Genomic DNA, 19839 nt, shown 5'->3' with positions numbered 1-19839 from the left:
CTACCGCGGGCTCTCGATCAGGGAGAAGCGGGCGCCCTCGGGGTCGGCGACCGTGGCCACGCGCCCGTGGGCGCTGTCCCTGGGGGACTTGAGGACATGGCCGCCCAGATCCACGAGGCGGACGACGGCCTCGTCCGTGTCGGCGACTTCGAAGTACGTGATCCAGTGCGGGCCCCGGTCGCGTGGCAGGGCGGTGCCCACGCCGTGGATGCCGGCGACCGGGCGGCCCTCGATGTGCAGGCTCACGTAGTCGAAGTCGGCGGAGACGACCGGCTCCTCCTCGTAGCCGAAGACCGTCTCGTAGAACTTGGCCACGCTCGCCGACTCGAAGGTCAGCAGCTCGTTCCAGGCCGGGGTGCCGGGCACGCCCGTGAGCGCCGTGCCGAGGTACCCGGCCGCCTGCCAGATGCCGAAGATGGCACCCGCGGGGTCCGAGCCGATCGCGAGACGGCCGGCCTCGGCGGCGTCCAGGGGCCCCACCCCGATCGTGCCGCCGCACAGCCGTACCGTTTCCGCGGTCAGGTCCACGTCGTCCGAGGCGAGGTAGGGCGTCCAGGCGATCGGCAGATGGCGGTCCGGGGGCAGCTGGCCGATGCCGGCCACCTCGTAGCCGTCGAGCAGGGCGCGCGCGTACGGGCCGAGCTGCTGCGGGCTCGGCTGGAACTCCCAGCCGAACAGCGCGCCGTAGAAGTCCTGGGTCGCGGCCAGACCGTGCACCATCAGGCTCACCCAGCAGGGTGTGCCGGGCGCGTGCCGAGCGTGCGTCTCGCTGTTCGGGCCGGCCGACCCCCGTGCCTCCGTCATCGTCACTCTCTCCTCGACCCCTCGCGGTCGCCGTGTCGCTACCGCACTCCGGATCTCCGTGCAGATGCTCGCACCACAGATGCGACCGCGCGCTCCGGGCGCGCCGCATGCCTGGAGGATGCCCGGTGTGCGGTTTGTCGGCCGTTTCTGTGTGATTGCCGACGGGTGTCGATCAGCTGTACAGCATGTGCCCGAACCCGTACGCCTCGTGATCGGGCCTGTACGGCCGAGCAGAGTAGCCGGACGTGGACGATGAGGCCACCCCGTGCGCAAGGATGGGGGCCATGAACGCCATCATCTCCGCGTCCGAACTCGCGAGCGACCTGGCGGGTCCGCGCCCGCCCGTCCTGCTCGATGTCCGCTGGCAGCTCAGTGTGGCCAAGGCGGCCGGAGAGCCGCCCTTCGACGGCCGGGCCGCCTATGCGGCCGGGCACATCCCCGGTGCCGTCTACGTCGACCTGGACTCGGAGCTCGCCTCCGCGCCCGGCGAACGCGGCCGCCACCCGCTGCCCGACCTCGAGGTCTTCGGCGCCGCGATGCGCCGCGCGGGCGTCTCGGCCGGGACGCCGGTGATCGTGTACGACGGCGGGCAGGGCTGGGCGGCGGCCCGTGCGTGGTGGCTGCTGCGCTGGACGGGTCACCCGGACGTGCGGGTCCTCGACGGCGGGTTGCCGTCGTGGGAGGGGCCGCTGGAGACGTCGGCCCCCGCGCCGGCGGAGGGTGACTTCGAGCCGGTCGCGGGTGGTGCGGGGCTGCTGGACGCCGATGGCGCGGCGGCGCTCGCGCGGGCCGGGGTGCTGTTCGACGCGCGGGCGGGGGAGCGGTATCGCGGGGAGGTGGAGCCGATCGACCGGGTCGGCGGGCACATTCCCGGGGCGGTGTCGGCGCCCACGAACGAGAACGTGGGGGTGGACGGGCGATTCCTGCCCGCGGAGGAACTGGCCGAGCGGTTCAAGGCGCTTGGCGCGGCCGACGGTTCGCCGGTCGGTGTGTACTGCGGTTCGGGTGTCTCCGGGGCGCACGAGGTGCTGGCGCTGGCGGTCGCGGGGATCGACGCGGCGCTGTACGTGGGCTCGTGGTCGGAGTGGTCGTCGGACCCGACTCGCCCTGTCGCTGTGGGCGCTGATCCTCAGTAGCCCTGGGGTGCGGCGCGGGGTGGGGGAGTGGAGCTTGCCGACACCGGCGGCTGTCGCCTTTCCTTGGGTCGGGAGCCGCCCTGGGCGGCACGCATGGCCGCAGACTACGTAGAGGGTGCATGAGTGAGGGCCGCGCGCTGTCGGCGCGGCCCCCATGCACGTACGGCCGTCTGCACGGCCGTACGACCGACTACTCCTGCTTCTTGCGTCGTGTTCCGAACACGATCTCGTCCCAGCTGGGGACCGCCGCGCGGCGGCCGGGGCGGACGCCGTCGGCCTCGGCCTGGCGGTCGGTGGCGCCGACGAGGCGGTCACGGTGGCTGGTGACGGAGCGGGGCATGAGGACGTCCGCGTAGGCGGAACCGGCAGAGGCGGCGGGGGCCGGGGGCTCCTCCTCCTCGGCTTCGGCGGCGGCGGGCTCCTCCGGCGGTGGCGGCGGAGGAGACGCTTCTGCGGGGCGCTCCGGGACCACCAGGTCGCCGCGGAAGCTCGGCACCGCTTCCAGCAGGCTGGTCAGCGAGTCCCGTTCACCCGAGCTCTCCTCGGCGGGCTCGGAGGCCTGCGCCGGCAGGCTCGGCCGGTCGAGGGAACGGTCCAGCGGACGGTCACGCGGCAGCCGTGCGATGCGCGGCACGAACGGAAAGCTGGGCTCCGGCGCGGCGAGGTCCTCGGACTCGCCGATCAGCGAGCGCGCCTCCTCGTCGACGGCCTGGACGAGCCGCCGGGGCGGGTCGTACGTCCAGCTCGCCGAGTGCGGTTCGCCCGCGACCCGGTAGACCAGCAGGACCTCCCAGGTGCCGTCGTCGCGGCGCCACGAATCCCACTGCACGGTGTCCTTCTCGGCGCCGCGCAGCAGCAGCCTCTCCTGCACGGCCTCGCCGAGCTGGGGCCCGGCGTTCTCACCGGGCCGCCGGACGGGCGTCTTGCGGGCCCGCTCGGCCATGAACGCGCGCTCCGCGAGCACCGGGCCCTCGAAGCGCCGTACGCGGTCGACGGGGATGCCGGCGAGCTGGGCGACTTCTTCCGCGGAGGCACCGGCGCGTATACGCGCCTGGATGTCACGGGGGCGGAGATGGCTCTCCACCTCGATCTCGATCTGGCCGAGGCGGGGCCGGTCGCCGCGGACGGCGGCACGCAGCCGTTCGTCGATCGGAAGCGTGTACTCCGTTGCGTCGGCAGCCTTCAGCACCAGCCGTGTGCCGTCATTCGAGACGGCCACGACACGCAGTTCGGGCATGGGGACCTCCCGGGTGGTGCCTGCCGACGTCACGTGCGTCGCTGCTTCCGCTAGTCGAGTGTGGCCTGCCCGGGTGCAGCCTGCCACAACCTTGCCGAGTTGCCCGGCGTGTCGGGCCAGGGCCCTGGATCGCCGTTATGGCACGGTTACCTATTCGCAACGCTAAGTGACCAACTCCGTCACCCTGTGCAACTAGCCCCCTCCCGGCGGTCCTTGAAGGTCGCGGACGCCCTGGCGGGAGACCGGACCCAGGGCTCGCAACAGTACTCCATTCGGGCCACGTGCGTGGATTGGCGCGCCGCCCAACTTCTGGCAACGGACCGGACCCGGCCGCCCGTTGCACGCTTTCCGGATCTTGAACGTGGCGTACTTCACGGAATCGGCAGAAACGGAACCAATGGCTACGGCCCCAACACCCGCCGCAGGTAGTCGTTCTGGAAGCGCCGGTCCGGATCCAGCCGGTCCCGCAGCGCGGTGAACTCGCCGAAGCGCGGATAGACCTCGGAGAAGTACTCGGCGTCCCGCGTGTGCACCTTGCCCCAGTGCGGACGGCCCTCGTGCGCGGTGAAGATGCGCTCGGCGGCGGTGAAGTACGCCTGATAGGGCGTCCCCCGGAACATGTGCACGGCGACGTACGCGCTGTCGCGGCCCGATGCCGTGGACAGGGTGATGTCGTCGGCGGGCGCCGTGCGCACCTCGACGGGGAAGCTGATCCGCAGACCGGAGCGCTCCACCATCGTCTTCAGTTCGCGCAGTGTCTCGGTGAGGGCCTCGCGCGGGACGGCGTACTCCATCTCCACGAAGCGCACCCGGCGCGGCGAGGTGAAGACCTTGTACGGAATGTCGGTGTACGTACGTGCGGACAGCGCCTTGCTGGAGATCTGGGCGATCGTCGGGACGGTCGCGGGTGCCGCGCGGCCGACCCACTGGGCGACCTGGAAGACGCCGTTGGAGAGGAACTCGTCCTCGAACCAGCCCGCCATCCGGCTCACCGGCTTCTCGGGGCCGGCGCTGCGGTTGTTGCGCTTGGTGTTGGTGGAGCCGGTGTGCGGGAACCAGTAGAACTCGAAGTGCTCGTTCTCGGCCCACAGTTGGTCGAACTCGGCGAGCACCCTGTCGAACGGCATCGGTTCCTCGCGCGCGGTGAGGAGGAAGACCGGCTCCACGGCGAAGGTGATCGCGGTGACGATGCCGAGGGCGCCGAGGCCGATCCGGGCGGCCGCGAAGACGTCCGAGTTCTCCTTCTCGGAGCAGGTGAGCACCGAACCGTCGGCCGTGACCAGCTCAAGTCCCTTGATCTGGGCGGCTATGGAGGCCGACTCGCGGCCGGTGCCGTGCGTGCCGGTGCTGGTGGCGCCGGAGACCGTCTGCTCCATGATGTCGCCCATGTTGGTCAGCGACAGACCCTCGCGGGCCAGAGCCATGTTGAGCCTCTTGAGCGGGGTGCCGGCCTCCACCGTGACCGTCATGGCGTCCCGATCAATCTTGCGGATGCCGGTCAACAGTTGAGGGCGGATCAACACACCGTCGGTGGCCGCGATGGACGTGAAGGAGTGCCCGGTGCCGACGGCCTTCATCGTCAGCCCGTCCTGAGCGGCCTGCCGTACGGCCGCCGACAGTTCCTCCACGGAGGCCGGCTCGACCTCCCGTGCGGGACGGGCCGTGACGTTGCCGCCCCAGTTACGCCACGTGCCGTTCTTCCCGCTCGCTGTGCTGCTCAACGGTGCCTCCCCGACGCGGAGCCGGCCTGCTGAGCCGGCGGTACCCCAGGAAACCGACCGTGACCGCGACGGCCCCGGACACCGCCGGAACCCCGTACCCGGCACGTGCGCCGGCCGCGTCGATGACCCAGCCGGCGATCGAGGAGCCGAGCGCGACACCGACCGCGAGGCCGGTGCTCACCCAGGTCATGCCCTCGGTCAACTGTGCGCGTGGTACGTGCTCTTCGATCAGGGACATGGTGGTGATCATCGTGGGAGCGACGGCCATGCCCGCAACGAACAGCGCCACAGCCAGAAACGGCAAGTTTCCGACCAGTAGGAGGGGGATCATACTCACGGCCATCGCGCATATGCCCAGCAGCCAGCGGCGTGCGGGCGCCCCCTTGAAATGCAGCAGCCCGAACACCACACCTGCCGCACAGGAACCCGCCGCATACAGCGCGAGCACGACGCTCGCGGCGGCCTTGTGCCCCCGCTCGTCGGCGAAGGCCACGGTGACCACGTCGACGGAACCGAAGATCGTCCCCGTCGCCACGAAGGTGGCCACCAGGACCTGCAGGCCACGCGCGCGCAGTGCCGTACCGCCGCCCTGCTTCTCCCGGGGGTGCGGCTCGGGCTCGGTGGCGCGCTGGGCGGTCAGCCAGAAGACGCCGGTCGCCAGGAAGCAGGCGGCGAGCAGCGGCCCCGCCTCCGGGAACCAGGCCGTGGACAGACCGATGGAGATGATCGGCCCGAAGATGAAGCACACCTCGTCCACGACCGACTCGAAGGAGTACGCGGTGTGCAGCTGCGGAGTGCCCCGGTACAGGGCAGCCCAGCGGGCGCGGATCATCGCGCCGAGGCTCGGCACCGAGCCGATGCCGGCGGCGCACACGAACAGCACCCCGTCCGGCCACCGGAAGTGCGCGGCGAGCAGCAGCCCGGCCGCCGAGGCGAGCGCGACCAGCGTCGCGGGCCGCAGCACCCTGCGCTGCCCGTACTGGTCCACCAGCCGGGAGATCTGCGGCCCGATCGCCGCGGCCGCGAGCGCGATGGTCGCCGACAGGCCGCCCGCGAGCCCGTAGCGCCCGGTGAGCTGGGAGATCATCGTGACCACGCCGATGCCCATCATCGACAGCGGCATCCGGCCGAGAAGGCCCGCGGCGGAGAACCCCTTGGTGCCGGGGGTGGCGAAAAGGGCGCGGTAGGGGCTGGGCACGGGGTCTCCGATGGCTACGGCTCAGAAAGGTGCTGACGACGGAAAAGTGCTGGCGGAAGCTCAGTAAGGTGCGAATACGGCTGATACAGCTTACGAGTGGGGTCACCCTAATGCACCCGGTCTTTCGGCCGGTGAACGCGTCCGGAATACGGCCCGCCCCCGCTCGTCACCCCGCCGTTTCCCGGCCGTCAGTGCCGGGTGGCAGGATCGACCCATGTCAGACGCGCTCGATGCCACCCCCTACGACGCCCTGCTCCTGCTCTCGTTCGGCGGCCCGGAGGGCCCGGACGACGTGGTCCCGTTCCTGGAGAACGTGACGCGCGGGCGAGGCATCCCCAAGGAACGCCTGAAGGAAGTCGGGCAGCACTACTTCCTGTTCGGCGGGGTCAGCCCCATCAACGACCAGAACCGCGCCCTGCTGGACGCCCTCCGCAAGGACTTCGCGGACCACGGCCTGGACCTTCCGATCCACTGGGGCAACCGCAACTGGGCGCCCTATCTGACGGACACCCTGCGCGAGATGGTCGCCGCCGGCCACCGCCGCATCCTGGTCCTCACCACCAGCGCCTACGCCTCGTACTCGGGCTGCCGCCAGTACCGCGAGAACCTCGCCGACTCGCTCGCCGAGCTGGAGGCCGAGGGCCTGGAGCTGCCGAAGATCGACAAGCTCCGGCACTACTTCAACCACGAGGGCTTCCTGGAGCCCATGATCGAGGGCGTCCTGCAGTCCCTCGCCGACCTCCCCGAGGACGTCCGGGACGGCGCGCACCTCGCGTTCTCGACGCACTCGATCCCCACCGCGTCCGCGGACACCTCCGGCCCGGTCGAGGCCCACGGCGAGGGCGGCGCGTACGTCGAGCAGCACCTGGAGGTCGCTCAGCTGATCGCCGACGCGGTCCGCGAGCGCACCGGCATCGACCACCCCTGGCAGCTCGTCTACCAGTCACGCTCCGGAGCCCCGCACATCCCGTGGCTCGAGCCCGACATCTGCGACCACCTGGAGGAGCGGCACGCGGCCGGTGCCCCAGCGGTCGTCATCGCCCCCATCGGTTTCGTCTCCGACCACATGGAGGTCCTCTACGACCTCGACACGGAGGCGAAGGCCAAGGCCGAGGAGCTGGGCCTGCCGATGCGCCGCTCGGCCACCGTCGGAGCCGATCCGCGCTTCGCCGCCGCGATCCGCGACCTCGTCCTGGAGCGGGCGTCCGTGGAGCGCGGCGAGGAGGTCACGCCGTGCGCCCTGGGCGCCCTTGGCGCGAGCCACAACCTCTGCCCGGTCGGCTGCTGCCCGGCCCGTGCCCCCCGCCCGGCCGCCGCGGGCGCCGACAGCCCCTACGCGTGAGGAGCCCCGTGACCGACCCCCTGCACCAGGAACTGCTCGCACTGGCCCAGGAGGCCGCCCGCCGCGCCGGGACGCTGCTGCGGGACGGCCGTCCGGCCGATCTCGCGGTCGCCGCGACCAAGTCGAGCCCGATCGACGTGGTCACCGAGATGGACATCGCGGCGGAGAAGCTGATCACCGACCTGATCTCCGAGCGCCGCCCGGACGACGGCTTCCTCGGCGAGGAGGGCGCCTCCACCGAGGGCACCAGCGGGATCCGCTGGGTGATCGACCCGCTCGACGGCACGGTCAACTACCTGTACGGGCTGCCCACTTGGGCCGTCTCCATCGCGGCCGAGCAGGACGGCGAGACCGTCGTCGGGGTCGTCGCGATCCCGATGCGCGGTGAGACGTTCCACGCGGTGCGCGGCGGCGGAGCGCGTGCCACGGGCGCCTGGGAGGGCGAGCGCGAGCTGGCCTGCCGCCCGGCGCCGCCCCTCGACCAGGCCCTGGTCTCCACGGGCTTCAACTACGTCACCGAGGTCCGCGCCCACCAGGCCGAGGTCGCGCGGAAGCTGATCCCCCTGCTGCGCGACATCCGGCGCGGCGGCTCGGCAGCCGTCGACCTGTGCGACCTCGCGGCCGGCCGCCTCGACGGCTACTACGAGCGCGGGCTGCACCCGTGGGACCTCGCGGCCGGCGACCTCATCGCCCGGGAAGCGGGCGCTCTGACCGGTGGACGCCCCGGAGAGCGCCCCGCACACGCTCTGACGATCGCCGGCACCCCGGGCGTCTTCGAGCCCCTCCAGCGCCTTCTGGAGGACTTCGGCGCCTGGCACGACTGAGGGCCGTACCGCCGGGTGACATCGTGACCAACGGGTGGTGAACGCCGTCGTACGGCAACGCAGCGGGCCCCCGGCGCTGGATTCGCCGGGGGCCCGCTGTCGTACGTACGCGCTGATCAGACGCAGACGCTAGGCGCCGACCTCCACACCGTGCTCGGCGGCGAGGCGGCGCAGGTCGTCGAGCTCGCCCTGCTCCACCTCGACGAGGAAGTCGTCGCCCTCGTCGCGAGCCCGCGTCAGGTCGGACTCGGTCGTCCTTATGCGCTGCAGAAGTCCTGCGGTGAATGCGTCCATGCTGCGCCCCCTCGTCCTGGGTCGTGGGTCGGTGGCACGGGGGTGTGCCGTTGGGAAGGGGCGATCACGTCTCCATCAGGTGCCCGGCACACGGGCGCCTGGGGTGGCGACGGTGCCGGACACCCACGCCCACTCTGCGGAAAGCGGATTGCGCCGTGCCGCATGGTGCTGCGGCACTAGCAGAGCGTGATCGCGGGGTATGAACCGTCCTCCCCCCGCTCCCTTCCACGGAAACCTCAACCCGGCGAGAAAATCTCGCATTCCCGGGTCTCATACCTGTCCTTCATCCTGCCCTCATCCTCCGTCCCCCGCCTTACCGCCGACTTACGACCGAAAAGGGCAGGATGGAGGCACACACCCATGAAGACCCCTGCCCGCGTGTGCCCTTGTCGGCGCTACGCGGGTGGACACAGGAAGGACAAGCGACGTGCGCGTACTCGTCGTCGAGGACGAGCAGCTGCTCGCCGATGCGGTGGCCACCGGACTGCGCCGGGAGGCCATGGCCGTCGACGTCGTGTACGACGGTGCGGCCGCCCTCGAGCGCATCGGCGTCAACGACTACGACGTGGTCGTCCTCGACCGCGACCTCCCGCTCGTCCACGGCGACGACGTCTGCCGCAAGATCGTGGAGCTCGGCATGCCCACGCGCGTGCTGATGCTCACCGCCTCCGGCGACGTAAGCGACCGCGTCGAGGGCCTGGAGATCGGCGCCGACGACTATCTCCCCAAGCCCTTCGCGTTCAGCGAGCTCATCGCACGCGTGCGTGCCCTCGGCCGGCGTACCAGTGTGCCGCTGCCGCCGGTGCTGGAGCGCGCGGGCATCAAGCTGGACCCCAACCGCCGCGAGGTCTTCCGGGACGGCAAGGAGGTCCAGCTCGCGCCCAAGGAGTTCGCCGTCCTGGAGGTGCTGATGCGCTCCGAGGGTGCCGTCGTCTCCGCCGAGCAGCTCCTTGAGAAGGCCTGGGACGAGAACACCGACCCGTTCACGAACGTCGTGCGCGTGACCGTCATGACCTTGCGCCGCAAGCTGGGCGAACCGCCCGTGATCGTCACCGTGCCCGGCTCCGGCTACCGGATCTGATGCGCGATGGCCGCAACACCCGCTCTCCCCACGGCACCCCCGAAGCCCACCTGGGACCCCAGGAAGCCCGAGCCGCCCTTCCCCTGGCTGCGCCCGACCATCCGCATACGCCTCACGCTGCTGTACGGCGGCATGTTCCTGATCGCCGGCATCCTGCTGCTGTCGATCATCTATCTGCTGGCCGCCCAGGCCCTCCATGAGGGCAGTGGGCAGTCCTTCTCGGTGTCCGGCGCCAATCTCGACATCACCAGCTCCACCTGCCCCGCGGTGAACTCGGCGCCGACGAGCGAGATCAACACGATCCTCAAGCAGTGCGACGCCGTCCAGCGTCAGCGCGCCCTGGACGACCTGCTCAGCCGCTCGCTGCTGGCCCTGCTCGGTCTCGCCGTGATCGCCTTCGCCTTCGGCTACGCCATGGCCGGCCGGGTGCTCTCCCCGCTCGGCCGGATTCTCCGCACCGCACGCGCGGTGGCCGGCTCGGACCTGTCCCGCCGGATCGAGCTGGACGGCCCGGACGACGAGATCAAGGAACTGGCCGACACCTTCGACGACATGCTGGAGCGCCTGCAGCGTGCCTTCACCGCCCAGCAGCGCTTCGTCGGCAACGCCTCGCACGAGCTGCGCACACCCCTCGCGATCAATCGCACGCTCCTCGAGGTACACCTGTCCGACCCGAACGCGCCGGCGGAGCTGCACCAGCTCGGCAAGACGCTGCTGGCCACCAACGAGCGCAGCGAGCAGCTCGTCGAGGGCCTGCTGCTCCTCGCCCGCAGCGACAACCAGATCGTCGAGCGCAAGCCGGTGGACCTCGCCGAGGTCGCCGAGCAGGCCGTCGACCAGGTGCGCTCGGAGGCGGACGCCAAGGGCGTGGTGATCCGCGGCGAGCAGAAGCCCGCGGTCGTGCAGGGCAACGGCGTGCTCCTGGAGCGGATCGCGCTGAACCTGGTCCAGAACGCCGTGCGGTACAACGTGCCGGAGGACGGCTGGGTCGAGGTCACCACCGAGGTCCAGCACGGCCAGGCGGTCCTGGTCGTGTCGAACACCGGGCCGGTGGTACCGGCGTACGAGATCGACAATCTCTTCGAGCCCTTCCGGCGGCTGCGCACGGAGCGCACCGGCAGCGACAAGGGGGTCGGTCTCGGTCTTTCCATCGTCCGGTCGGTGGCCCGCGCCCATGGTGGGCACATTTCGGCTCAGCCCCGTGAGGGGGGTGGCCTCGTGATGCGCGTCGCGCTGCCGATCTGAGATCATGTCGCCGACACACGGGGATGTTCGCTTTGCGCGGAATTTTCCGGCCGCCGAATGGAGCACCCCATGTGTGATCGATCACAAGGGCGATTTTCCAGCCATCTACTCTCCGTGATCATGAGGACGGCCGTAAAGCCGGGAAAATCCGGGTTTTCGGGTGTCCTGATCACGGGAAGTACAGGGTGAGGCGCCTTTGAAGAGCGGTAGGGGGACCGTGTACGGTCCCGTTCGCCATCCAAGCCGATCACTCTTGAGGAGTCCGGTTGGGTGTCGATTGAGTAACAGACCTTGATGTGAGGCAAAATCTCCGCCTCGGGTCGGGCACAAGTCCGGCCTCTCACGCGTTACGTGCGCTGGAGACACCGCAGACACCCAGAGGGGGAGAGCGACATGGCAACGGATTACGACACCCCACGCAAGACCGACGACGACGTCGACTCGGACAGCCTTGAAGAGCTCAAGGCCAGGCGTAATGACAAGTCGACCTCCGCTGTGGACGTCGACGAGTTCGAGGCCGCCGAAGGCCTGGAGCTGCCCGGCGCGGACCTCTCGAACGAGGAGCTGGCCGTCCGGGTACTGCCCAAGCAGCAGGACGAGTTCACTTGCATGAGCTGCTTCCTGGTGCACCACCGCAGCCAGCTGGCCCGGGAGAAGAACGGTCAGCCGATCTGCCGCGACTGCGACTGAGGCCGGGTCGGCCGTGACCGGCTCGACCCCTCCTTGGAAGCGCCGCTCCCCCCTGCCGGGAGCGGACGAAGGGCCGCCCGGCGGCCCTCATGGCGCGCGTGACGACGAGCGGGGCCCATCCGGTGCGACACCGGGTACGACAGGGCCCACAGGATCGGCCTCGCTCGAACCGGCGACCGGCCGGGGTGACCTTCCGGCCCCGCCGCGGACACCCGTGCCCGTCGCGAGACGGGCCGCGGCGATCCGTGACAAGGCCAGGGCAGGCGTCCGCAAGGGCGGCAGCGCCGCCAGGGCTGGCCTGGCGTATGTCGCCGACCGGATCATCGAGAACGCCCCGCGGATCCCCGTACGGGACCTCGCGGCCCTCCGCAGACAATTCCCGGGCCTGGGACCCGAGCAGCTCGCGGACAAGCTGGTGGCAGGCGCGGCGGCCGCCACCTCGACGGTCGGCGCCGGGATCGGAGCGGCGGCGATGCTGCCCGTACCGCCCGCGATGCCGGCGGAACTTGCCGCCGAGATCACCGGGGTCGCGGCGATCGAGCTGAAACTGATAGCCGAACTGCACGAGGTCTACGGCGTACGCCCGCCCGGCAACCTCAAGCAGCGCAGCACCGCGTATCTCAACTCCTGGTCGGGAGAGCGCGGGATCGACGTGACCAAGCCGTCGACCGTGAGTTCCGCGCTGAACGGCCCCATGAAGCGCGAACTGCGCCAGCAGATCATGAAACGCATGGTCCGCGACCTGCCGAACCTCATGCCGTTCATGGTGGGAGCCGCCGTGGGCGCGGTCATGAACCGCCGGGACACCAAGAAGCTCGCGGCCCGGATCCGGCGGGACCTGAGAAAGGTCCAGGTGCCCTGGGACGCACTCCCCGAGCTCCCGCCCCTGGAGGCCCCGGAGCGGCCGCTGGAGCTGGGGGACGGCTACGCGGGCTGAGGGGGGTTACGCCACGGCCTCCCTGGCCGTCCTCAGCGCCTCAGCCAGGCGCTCCGGCTCCCGCGTCGACAGGTACAGATACGGCGTCGGGTCCTCGGGGTCGGTGACCTCCACGCGCAGGGCCGTGGGGATGTAGGCGCGCAGCAGCAGGAAGGCGCGGGTGTCGGCCTTGTAGGTGCGCCAGGCGCGCGCCTCCTCCGGATCCAGGACCTCCGCCTCGCCCAGCGCCGTGACAGGGATCTTCGCCTCGCCCGCGATCAGCGAGCCGCCCACCACCCGGATGCGGACCGAGCCGTACGCGCTCGCCGCGACCGCCATCGCCGCCGTGCCGCCGACCAGGCCGCCGAGCAGCGGCAGGGTGCCGAAGGGCAGCAGGATCAGGGCGAAGGAGACGCCCACCAGGAAGGAGATCAGCCACCACGAGCGGGGGGCGGTGAGGCGTTCTTCGTAAGGGGTGGCGGAGAGCTGCATGGACCCCAGCTTGGCACGGTGTCCGGATTTGGTGGACGCGCGGGTAAGGTCTGCGGCTGTGAGTGGTACTTCCCCAGCTCTTCAGCCTCCCGCCGACGCGGTGAAACCGGTGCGGCACCCTGATGCTCCCGCACCCGGTGAGCTGCTCGGTGCCCACTACGAACAGTGTTTCGGATGCGGTGGCGGGCAGCCCCATGGACTGCACCTGGAGGCACGGGCCGGCGAAGGCGTCACGATCACCGCGGAGTTCACCGTCCAGCCCGCTCACCAGGGGGCGCCCGGACTGGCCCACGGCGGAGTGCTGGCCACCGCCCTGGACGAGACCCTCGGCTCGCTGAACTGGCTGCTCAGGACGATCGCCGTGACCGGACGGCTGGAGACGGACTTCGTGCGGCCCGTTCCGGTCGGGACGGTGCTGTACCTGGAGGCCGAGGTCACGGCGGTGGCGGGCCGCAAGATCTACTCCTCCGCCACCGGGCGCATCGGCGGCCCGGACGGGCCCGTGGCCGTGCGCGCCGACGCGCTGTTCATCGAGGTGAAGGTCGACCACTTCATCGACAACGGCCGCCCGGAGGAGATCCGGGCCGCCATGGACGACCCGGACCAGAGGCGGCGCGCCCGCGCCTTCGAGGTGAACCCGTGAGCCGTGACCCCGTGAACGTACTGATCCGGCGCGTCGACCCGGACGTACCGCTTCCGTCGTACGCACATCCCGGTGACGCGGGCGCCGATCTGCGTACCACCGAGGCGTGTGAACTGAAGCCGGGGGAGCGGGCCGTGCTGCCCACGGGGGTGTCGATCGCCCTCCCTGAGGGGTACGCGGCCTTCGTGCACCCGCGGTCCGGGCTTGCCGCCCGCTGCGGTGTCGCCCTGGTGAATGCCCCGGGGACGGTTGATGCCGGGTACCGTGGGGAGATCAAGGTGATCGTGGTGAATCTCGACCCGCGCGAGTCCGTTCGGTTCGAGCGCTTCGACCGGATTGCCCAACTGGTCGTCCAGCAGGTCGAGAGGGTCCGCTTCCAGGAGGTCGCGGAGCTTCCCGGCTCGGCGCGGGCCGAAGGGGGCTTCGGGTCCACCGGAGGTCATGCCGCGGTGGCCGGGACGAGCAGCACAATCGGTCAGGCCGCCGAAGGCGGCACTACGGGTGGGAATCGATACGCTTCGGTCGTATCCGACCGGGAAGGACAGTGACGTGTTCGGACGTCGCAACAAGAAGGGTGCCGCCGAGGACGCGGCCGGCGAGGCCGAGCAGGTCGTCGACAGTGTCGACACTGAGGCGGACGAAGAGGAGCGCGAGCGCGTGAGGCTCGAGCCCGAACCGCGGCCGGACGGGCCCTGGGACGACTCCGAGGTGCGCGACCCCGCGGAGGGCCGTGTGGACCTGGGCGGTCTCTTCGTGCCCGGCGTCGACGGCATGGAGCTGCGGGTCGAGGTCGCGGGTGACGCGATCGTCGCGGCGACCGTCGTGCTGCGCGACAGCGCCATCCAGCTGCAGGCCTTCGCCGCGCCCAAGCGTGAGGGCATCTGGGGCGAGGTGCGCGAGGAGATCGGCGCCGGCATCACCCAGCAGGGTGGCATCGTCGACGAGGTCGAGGGCCCGCTCGGCTGGGAGCTGCGCGCCCAGGTGCCGGTCCAGCTGCCGGACGGCACGGGCGGCTTCCAGGTCGTGCGGTTCGTCGGTGTGGACGGTCCCCGCTGGTTCCTGCGCGGCGTGATCTCCGGCCAGGGCGCGGTGCAGCCGCAGGCGGCCGGCCTGCTCGAGCAGATCTTCCGGGACACGGTCGTGGTCCGCGGCGAGGGCCCGATGGCGCCCCGCGACCCGATCGTCCTGAAGCTGCCGAACGACGCCCAGATGGTCCCCGAGGGCGTCCAGCAGGAGGAGGGCTCGCGCTTCTCCGGTGGCATGGGGCAGCTGCAGCGCGGACCGGAGATCACCGAGGTCCGCTAGACGCTCCGCAGGACACGACGTCCGAGAGCCGCACCCTCCGGGGTGCGGCTCTTTTGCGTGCGTGACCTCTTGACGGCGCATTGGTCTGTACCTACGGTCTCCGCTCAACGCGCCTGTTCATAAAGGCGCTTCACGTTCACATACGAGAACGGATGACCCCCACCATGCGCCGTACCGCACTCCTCGCGACCGCCTCCTCCCTTGTCGTGTGCATGATCGCTTGGCCCGCCGCCCGTCGTGCCGACGCCGCCCCCACCGCCTTCGTGCACCCCGGAGTCACCGTCTCCAAGGCGCAGTTGGACTTCACCCGCAGCCAGGTCAATGCAGGCGCCCAGCCCTGGAAGGGTGCCTTCGACCAGCTGAGGGCGAGCAAGTACGCCGACCTGAACCGGACCCCGAAGCCGCGGGCGACGGTCGAGTGCGGCTCGTACTCGAACCCCGACCACGGCTGCACGGACGAGCGCCAGGACGCGATAGCCGCGTACACCGACGCACTCGCCTGGTACATCACCCGCGACGACCGGTACGCGAAGAAGTCGATCGAGCTGATGGACGCCTGGTCCGCCGTGATCAAGGAGCACACCAACAGCAACGCACCCCTGCAGACCGGCTGGGCGGGTTCCTCCTGGCCGAAGGCCGCCGAGATCATCAAGTACACGTACACCGGCGGCTGGCCGAACTCCGGCCGCTTCGCGACCATGCTCCGCAATGTCTACCTCCCCGAGATCATCAACGGCTCCAACTCCAACGGCAATTGGGAGCTGTCGATGATGGAGGCCGCGGTCGGCATCTCCGTCTTCCTCGAGGACAAGGCGTCGTACGACAAGGCCATGGCGAAGTTCCGGACCCGTACGGCCGCGTACGTCTATCTCTCCTCGGACGGCGATCTGCCGAAGACGGTGCCCGGCCAGAACCTCGACACCAAGGCGAAGATCGTGAGCTACTGGCAGGGGCAGTCCACCTTCGTCACCGGGCTCACCCAGGAGACCTGCCGCGACTTCACCCACACGGGGTACGGCATCTCCGCGATCTCGCACGTCGCCGAGACCAGCCGGATCCAGGGCCAGGACCTGTACGGCACCGACGTCGGCGAACGGCTGCGGCAGGCGCTCGGGTTCCAGGCCAAGTACCAGCTGGGTGCCGCCGTGCCGAGCCGGCTGTGCGGCGGCTCGCTGAAGCTGGGGCTCGGGCCCGTCACCGAGGTCGGGTACAACGCCCTGCACAACCGCCTCGGCATCGCGATGGCCAACACCCAGGCACTGACCGAGCAGCAGCGCCCGGCCGGCACCAACAGCCTCTTCGTCGCCTGGGAGACCCTCACCCACGGAGACAATCCGAGCTGACGGACCGGTGGCCCCCGGGAGCATGGTGTCGAGGCGCCGCGCGGCAGCAGCGGGTCGCCCTCGCGCGCGCCCGCCGAACAGCCCGCAACGACGCGACCCTGCTGGGCCTCGCCGACCGGGTGCCGGAGCTGCGTGACGGGGCGATCGGCGAGCGCTGATCGGCACGGCGTCAGAGTTCCGTCAAAGACGGCACCGAGGCCGCTCCCGGGAACTTTTGTCGCGATTGCTGGCCGTAAGGTCGACGCTGCGTGGGCAGCAGTGACCGGACGACAATGAGGCCATGGGACGCGGCAAGCTTCGGATCTACCTCGGTGCGGCACCGGGCGTCGGCAAGACGTACGCGATGCTCTCCGAGGCGCACCGGCGGGTGGAGCGGGGCACCGACTGCGTGGTGGCCTTCGTGGAGCACCATGGCCGGCCGCGCACCGAGGTGATGCTGCACGGTCTGGAGCAGGTGGCGCGCCAGGAGCTGGAGTACCGCGGCACTGCCTTCACCGAGATGGACGTCGACGCCGTCCTCGCCCGCGGCCCCCAGGTGGCCCTGGTGGACGAACTCGCCCACACCAACGTCCCCGGCTCCCGCAACGCCAAGCGCTGGCAGGACGTGGAGGAACTGCTCGCGGCCGGCATCGACGTCGTCTCGACCGTCAACATCCAGCACCTGGAGTCGCTGGGCGACGTGGTCGAGTCGATCACCGGGGTGCGGCAGCGGGAGACCGTGCCGGACGAGGTGGTGCGGCGCGCGGACCAGATAGAACTCGTCGACATGTCGCCCCAGGCCCTGCGCCGGCGGATGGCGCACGGCAACATCTACCAGCCCGACAAGGTCGACGCGGCCCTGTCGAACTACTTCCGGCCCGGCAACCTGACCGCCCTGCGGGAGCTGGCCCTGCTGTGGGTGGCGGACCGGGTCGACGAGTATCTGAAGCAGTACCGCAGCGACCACCGGGTGTCGAGGATATGGGGCTCGCGGGAGCGGATCGTGGTCGGTCTGACCGGCGGACCCGAGGGCCGCACCCTCATCCGGCGGGCCGCGCGCCTCGCCGAGAAGGGCGCGGGTGGCGAGGTCCTGGCCGTCTACATAGCCAGCAGCGACGGACTGACGGCCGCCTCCCCGAAGGAACTGGCCGTGCAGCGCACTCTCGTGGAGGACCTCGGCGGCACCTTCCACCACGTGGTCGGCGACGACATACCGGCGGCGCTGCTCGCCTTCGCACGCGGGGTCAACGCCACCCAGATAGTGCTCGGTGTCTCACGGCGCAAGAGCTGGCAGTACGTCTTCGGGCCGGGCGTCGGCGCGACGGTCGCCCGCGACTCGGGTCCCGACCTGGACGTCCACCTGATCACACACGCCGAGGCGGGCAAGGGGCGCGGGCTGCCGGTGGCCCGGGGAGCCCGGCTGGGCCGGTCGCGGATCATCGGCGGCTGGCTGGTCGGCGTGCTCGGCCCCGCGGTCCTCGCGGTGCTCCTGAACACCGTCCATCTCGGACTCGCCAACGACATGCTGCTGTTCCTGGCGGTGACGGTCGCGGCGGCGCTGCTCGGCGGCCTGCTGCCCGCACTGGCCTCGGCCGCGCTGGGCTCGCTGCTGCTGAACTACTTCTACACACCGCCCCTGCACCGCTGGACCATCGCCGACCCGAAGAACATCGTCGCCATCGTGATCTTCGTGGGCGTCGGCGTCTCGGTGGCCTCCGTGGTCGACCTGGCCGCCCGGCGCACCCACCAGGCGGCACGGCTGCGCGCCGAGTCGGAGATCCTGTCCTTCCTCGCGGGCAATGTGCTGCGCGGCGAGACCGGTCTGGAGGAGCTGCTCGAACGGGTCCGCGAGACCTTCGGCATGGAGTCGGCGGCCCTGCTGGAGCGGGCCGACGACCACGCCCCGTGGACCTGCGCGGGCCGCGCGGGCCTCGGCCCCGCGGTGCAGCGGCCGGAAGAGGCGGACGTCGACGTGCCGGCCGGTGACCACATGGCGCTGGCGCTGACCGGGCGGGTGCTGCCCGCCGAGGACCGCCGGGTGCTGGCCGCGTTCGCCGCCCAGGCGGCCGTCGTACTGGACCGCCGGCGCCTCCAGGAGGAGGCCGAACAGGCCCGGACACTGGCCGAGGGCAACCGCATCCGCACGGCGCTGCTGGCCGCCGTGAGCCATGACCTGCGTACCCCGCTGGCCGGGATCAAGGCGGCCGTGTCGTCCTTGCGCTCGGACGACGTGGCCTGGTCGGAGGAGGACCAGGCGGAGCTGCTGGAGGGCATCGAGGAGGGCGCCGACCGGCTCGACCACCTGGTGGGCAACCTGCTCGACATGTCCCGTCTGCAGACCGGCACCGTCACCCCGCTGATCCGCGAGGTCGATCTCGACGAGGTCGTCCCGATGGCGCTGGTCGGAGTGCCCGAGGACAGCGTCGAGCTGGACGTGCCGGAGACGCTGCCCATGGTCGAGGTCGACCCGGGCCTGCTGGAGCGCTCGGTGGCCAACCTGGTCGAGAACGCCGTCAAGTACAGCCCGCCGGGCCGGGCGGTACTGGTCGCCGCCAGCGCCATCGCCGACCGCGTCGAAGTGCGCGTGGTCGACCGCGGACCCGGCGTTCCCGACGACGCCAAGGAGCGCATCTTCGAGCCCTTCCAGCGCTACGGCGACGCCCCGCGCGGAGCCGGTGTGGGCCTCGGCCTCGCCGTGGCGCGCGGCTTCGCCGAGGCCATGGGCGGCACCCTGAACGCCGAGGACACACCCGGCGGCGGTCTCAGCATGGTCCTCACGCTGCGCGCGGCGGGAACGCGCGCGCCCGAGCTTCTCCACCCGGCGGAACCCGAAAGGCAGGCCACATGACCCGTGTGCTGGTCATCGATGACGAGCCGCAGATCGTGCGCGCCCTCGTGATCAACCTCAAGGCGCGCAAGTACGAGGTCGACGCGGCCCACGACGGCGCCACCGCCCTCCAGCTCGCCGCCGCCCGCCACCCCGACGTGGTCGTCCTGGACCTGGGCCTGCCCGACATGGACGGCGTCGAGGTGATCCGCGGACTGCGCGGCTGGACCCGGGTGCCGATCCTGGTGCTGTCCGCCCGGCACACCTCCGACGAGAAGGTCGAGGCCCTCGACGCGGGCGCCGACGACTACGTCACCAAGCCCTTCGGCATGGACGAACTGCTCGCCCGGCTGCGGGCCGCCGTCCGCCGCGCCGAGCCGGTCGGCGCCGGCGAGGACGACGTGACCACCGTGGAGACCCAGGAGTTCACCGTCGACCTGGCCGCGAAGAAGGTCAACCGGGGCGGGAAGGACGTACGGCTGACGCCCACGGAGTGGCATCTCCTGGAGGTGCTGGTGCGCAACACGGGCCGGCTGGTGAGCCAGAAGCAGCTCCTCCAGGAAGTGTGGGGTCCGTCATACGGGACCGAGACGAACTACCTGAGGGTGTACATGGCCCAGCTGCGCAGGAAGCTGGAGGCGGACCCTTCGCACCCTGAGCACTTCATCACGGAGCCCGGGATGGGGTACCGGTTCGAGACGTGAGCTACGCGGCGGGCCGGGGGTCCGGGGGTTGTCCCCCGGGGGATGCAGCATCACGGAG

At 70.9% G+C, this 19839-nt stretch carries 19 protein-coding genes; 13 read left to right on the top strand and 6 right to left on the bottom strand.

Going from position 1 to position 19839, the window contains the following annotated elements; genetic code table 11:
• Entirely contained in the window at positions 1-804 is an 804-nt protein-coding gene (locus ABT254_RS42910) for a VOC family protein (protein WP_351483098.1), read from the bottom strand.
• Between the two features lie 284 nt (positions 805-1088).
• Here ABT254_RS42910 and ABT254_RS42905 point away from each other — a divergent pair, with 284 nt between their 5' ends.
• The gene (locus tag ABT254_RS42905; protein ID WP_351483096.1) at positions 1089-1940 is read left to right on the top strand and encodes a sulfurtransferase; all 852 of its coding nucleotides are present in this window, start codon (positions 1089-1091) and stop codon (positions 1938-1940) included.
• Between the two features lie 190 nt (positions 1941-2130).
• On the opposite strand, the gene sepH is transcribed toward ABT254_RS42905, so the two are convergent.
• From sepH to ABT254_RS42890, 3 genes are all read right to left on the bottom strand, one after another.
• Positions 2131-3177: a septation protein SepH gene (sepH, locus tag ABT254_RS42900; protein ID WP_351483094.1), complete on the bottom strand. Its 1047-nt coding sequence runs from the start codon at positions 3175-3177 to the stop codon at positions 2131-2133.
• Between the two features lie 401 nt (positions 3178-3578).
• A complete protein-coding gene (locus ABT254_RS42895) occupies positions 3579-4898 on the bottom strand; it encodes a D-arabinono-1,4-lactone oxidase (protein WP_351483092.1) in 1320 nt (439 codons plus the stop codon).
• Positions 4858-6096: an MFS transporter gene (locus tag ABT254_RS42890; protein ID WP_351483090.1), complete on the bottom strand. Its 1239-nt coding sequence runs from the start codon at positions 6094-6096 to the stop codon at positions 4858-4860. Before ABT254_RS42890 ends, ABT254_RS42895 begins: the two co-directional genes overlap by 41 nt.
• Positions 6097-6310: 214 nt before the next feature.
• Here ABT254_RS42890 and ABT254_RS42885 point away from each other — a divergent pair, with 214 nt between their 5' ends.
• Together ABT254_RS42885 and ABT254_RS42880 are read left to right on the top strand one after the other, a co-directional pair.
• Complete coding sequence (locus tag ABT254_RS42885; protein WP_351483089.1) at positions 6311-7438, top strand: ferrochelatase; 1128 nt, start codon at positions 6311-6313, stop codon at positions 7436-7438.
• 8 nt (positions 7439-7446) lie between these two features.
• Entirely contained in the window at positions 7447-8262 is an 816-nt protein-coding gene (locus ABT254_RS42880) for an inositol monophosphatase family protein (RefSeq protein ID WP_351483088.1), read from the top strand.
• A gap of 129 nt (positions 8263-8391) precedes the next feature.
• Here the strand turns inward: ABT254_RS42880 and ABT254_RS42875 are convergent, their stop codons facing one another.
• Complete coding sequence (locus ABT254_RS42875) at positions 8392-8556, bottom strand: hypothetical protein (RefSeq protein ID WP_016432180.1); 165 nt, start codon at positions 8554-8556, stop codon at positions 8392-8394.
• A 427-nt stretch (positions 8557-8983) separates the two neighbouring features.
• Between ABT254_RS42875 and ABT254_RS42870 the strand changes: the two genes are divergently transcribed.
• The 4 genes from ABT254_RS42870 to ABT254_RS42855 all read left to right on the top strand — a co-directional run bounded on the left by ABT254_RS42870 (position 8984) and on the right by ABT254_RS42855 (position 12509).
• Positions 8984-9637 carry a response regulator transcription factor gene (locus ABT254_RS42870; RefSeq protein ID WP_003993508.1) on the top strand — a complete coding sequence of 218 codons (654 nt, stop codon included), beginning with the start codon at positions 8984-8986 and terminating at the stop codon, positions 9635-9637.
• A 6-nt stretch (positions 9638-9643) separates the two neighbouring features.
• Positions 9644-10882 (top strand): sensor histidine kinase, encoded by a 1239-nt coding sequence (locus ABT254_RS42865; protein ID WP_351483086.1) that lies wholly within the window; start codon positions 9644-9646, stop codon positions 10880-10882.
• A gap of 393 nt (positions 10883-11275) precedes the next feature.
• Positions 11276-11572, top strand: coding sequence for a DUF4193 domain-containing protein (locus ABT254_RS42860; RefSeq protein WP_005481602.1), 297 nt, complete (start codon positions 11276-11278; stop codon positions 11570-11572).
• Positions 11573-11585: 13 nt separating this feature from the next.
• Positions 11586-12509, top strand: a complete 924-nt coding sequence (locus ABT254_RS42855) for a hypothetical protein (RefSeq protein WP_351483084.1) — start codon at positions 11586-11588, stop codon at positions 12507-12509.
• A gap of 6 nt (positions 12510-12515) precedes the next feature.
• On the opposite strand, the gene ABT254_RS42850 is transcribed toward ABT254_RS42855, so the two are convergent.
• Positions 12516-12980 carry a DUF3093 domain-containing protein gene (locus ABT254_RS42850; RefSeq protein ID WP_351483082.1) on the bottom strand — a complete coding sequence of 155 codons (465 nt, stop codon included), beginning with the start codon at positions 12978-12980 and terminating at the stop codon, positions 12516-12518.
• A gap of 58 nt (positions 12981-13038) precedes the next feature.
• Between ABT254_RS42850 and ABT254_RS42845 the strand changes: the two genes are divergently transcribed.
• The 6 genes from ABT254_RS42845 to ABT254_RS42820 all read left to right on the top strand — a co-directional run bounded on the left by ABT254_RS42845 (position 13039) and on the right by ABT254_RS42820 (position 19781).
• Positions 13039-13623, top strand: coding sequence for a PaaI family thioesterase (locus ABT254_RS42845; protein ID WP_351483080.1), 585 nt, complete (start codon positions 13039-13041; stop codon positions 13621-13623).
• On the top strand, positions 13620-14171 hold the full coding sequence (dut, locus tag ABT254_RS42840) for a dUTP diphosphatase (RefSeq protein WP_351483078.1): 552 nt from the start codon (positions 13620-13622) through the stop codon (positions 14169-14171). The genes ABT254_RS42845 and dut overlap by 4 nt, the downstream gene beginning before the upstream one ends.
• A 1-nt stretch (position 14172) precedes the next feature.
• Positions 14173-14928, top strand: coding sequence for a DUF3710 domain-containing protein (locus tag ABT254_RS42835; RefSeq protein WP_351483076.1), 756 nt, complete (start codon positions 14173-14175; stop codon positions 14926-14928).
• A 164-nt stretch (positions 14929-15092) separates the two neighbouring features.
• Positions 15093-16271: an alginate lyase family protein gene (locus tag ABT254_RS42830; protein WP_351483156.1), complete on the top strand. Its 1179-nt coding sequence runs from the start codon at positions 15093-15095 to the stop codon at positions 16269-16271.
• A gap of 280 nt (positions 16272-16551) precedes the next feature.
• Positions 16552-19098: a DUF4118 domain-containing protein gene (locus ABT254_RS42825; RefSeq protein WP_351483074.1), complete on the top strand. Its 2547-nt coding sequence runs from the start codon at positions 16552-16554 to the stop codon at positions 19096-19098.
• The gene (locus ABT254_RS42820; RefSeq protein WP_351483072.1) at positions 19095-19781 is read left to right on the top strand and encodes a response regulator; all 687 of its coding nucleotides are present in this window, start codon (positions 19095-19097) and stop codon (positions 19779-19781) included. Before ABT254_RS42825 ends, ABT254_RS42820 begins: the two co-directional genes overlap by 4 nt.
• Positions 19782-19839 lie beyond the last annotated feature (58 nt).

This window comes from Streptomyces sp. NPDC001137, from assembly GCF_040298885.1.
Lineage (GTDB): Bacteria > Actinomycetota > Actinomycetes > Streptomycetales > Streptomycetaceae > Streptomyces.
This window is presented reverse-complemented; position numbering and strand designations above follow the sequence as displayed.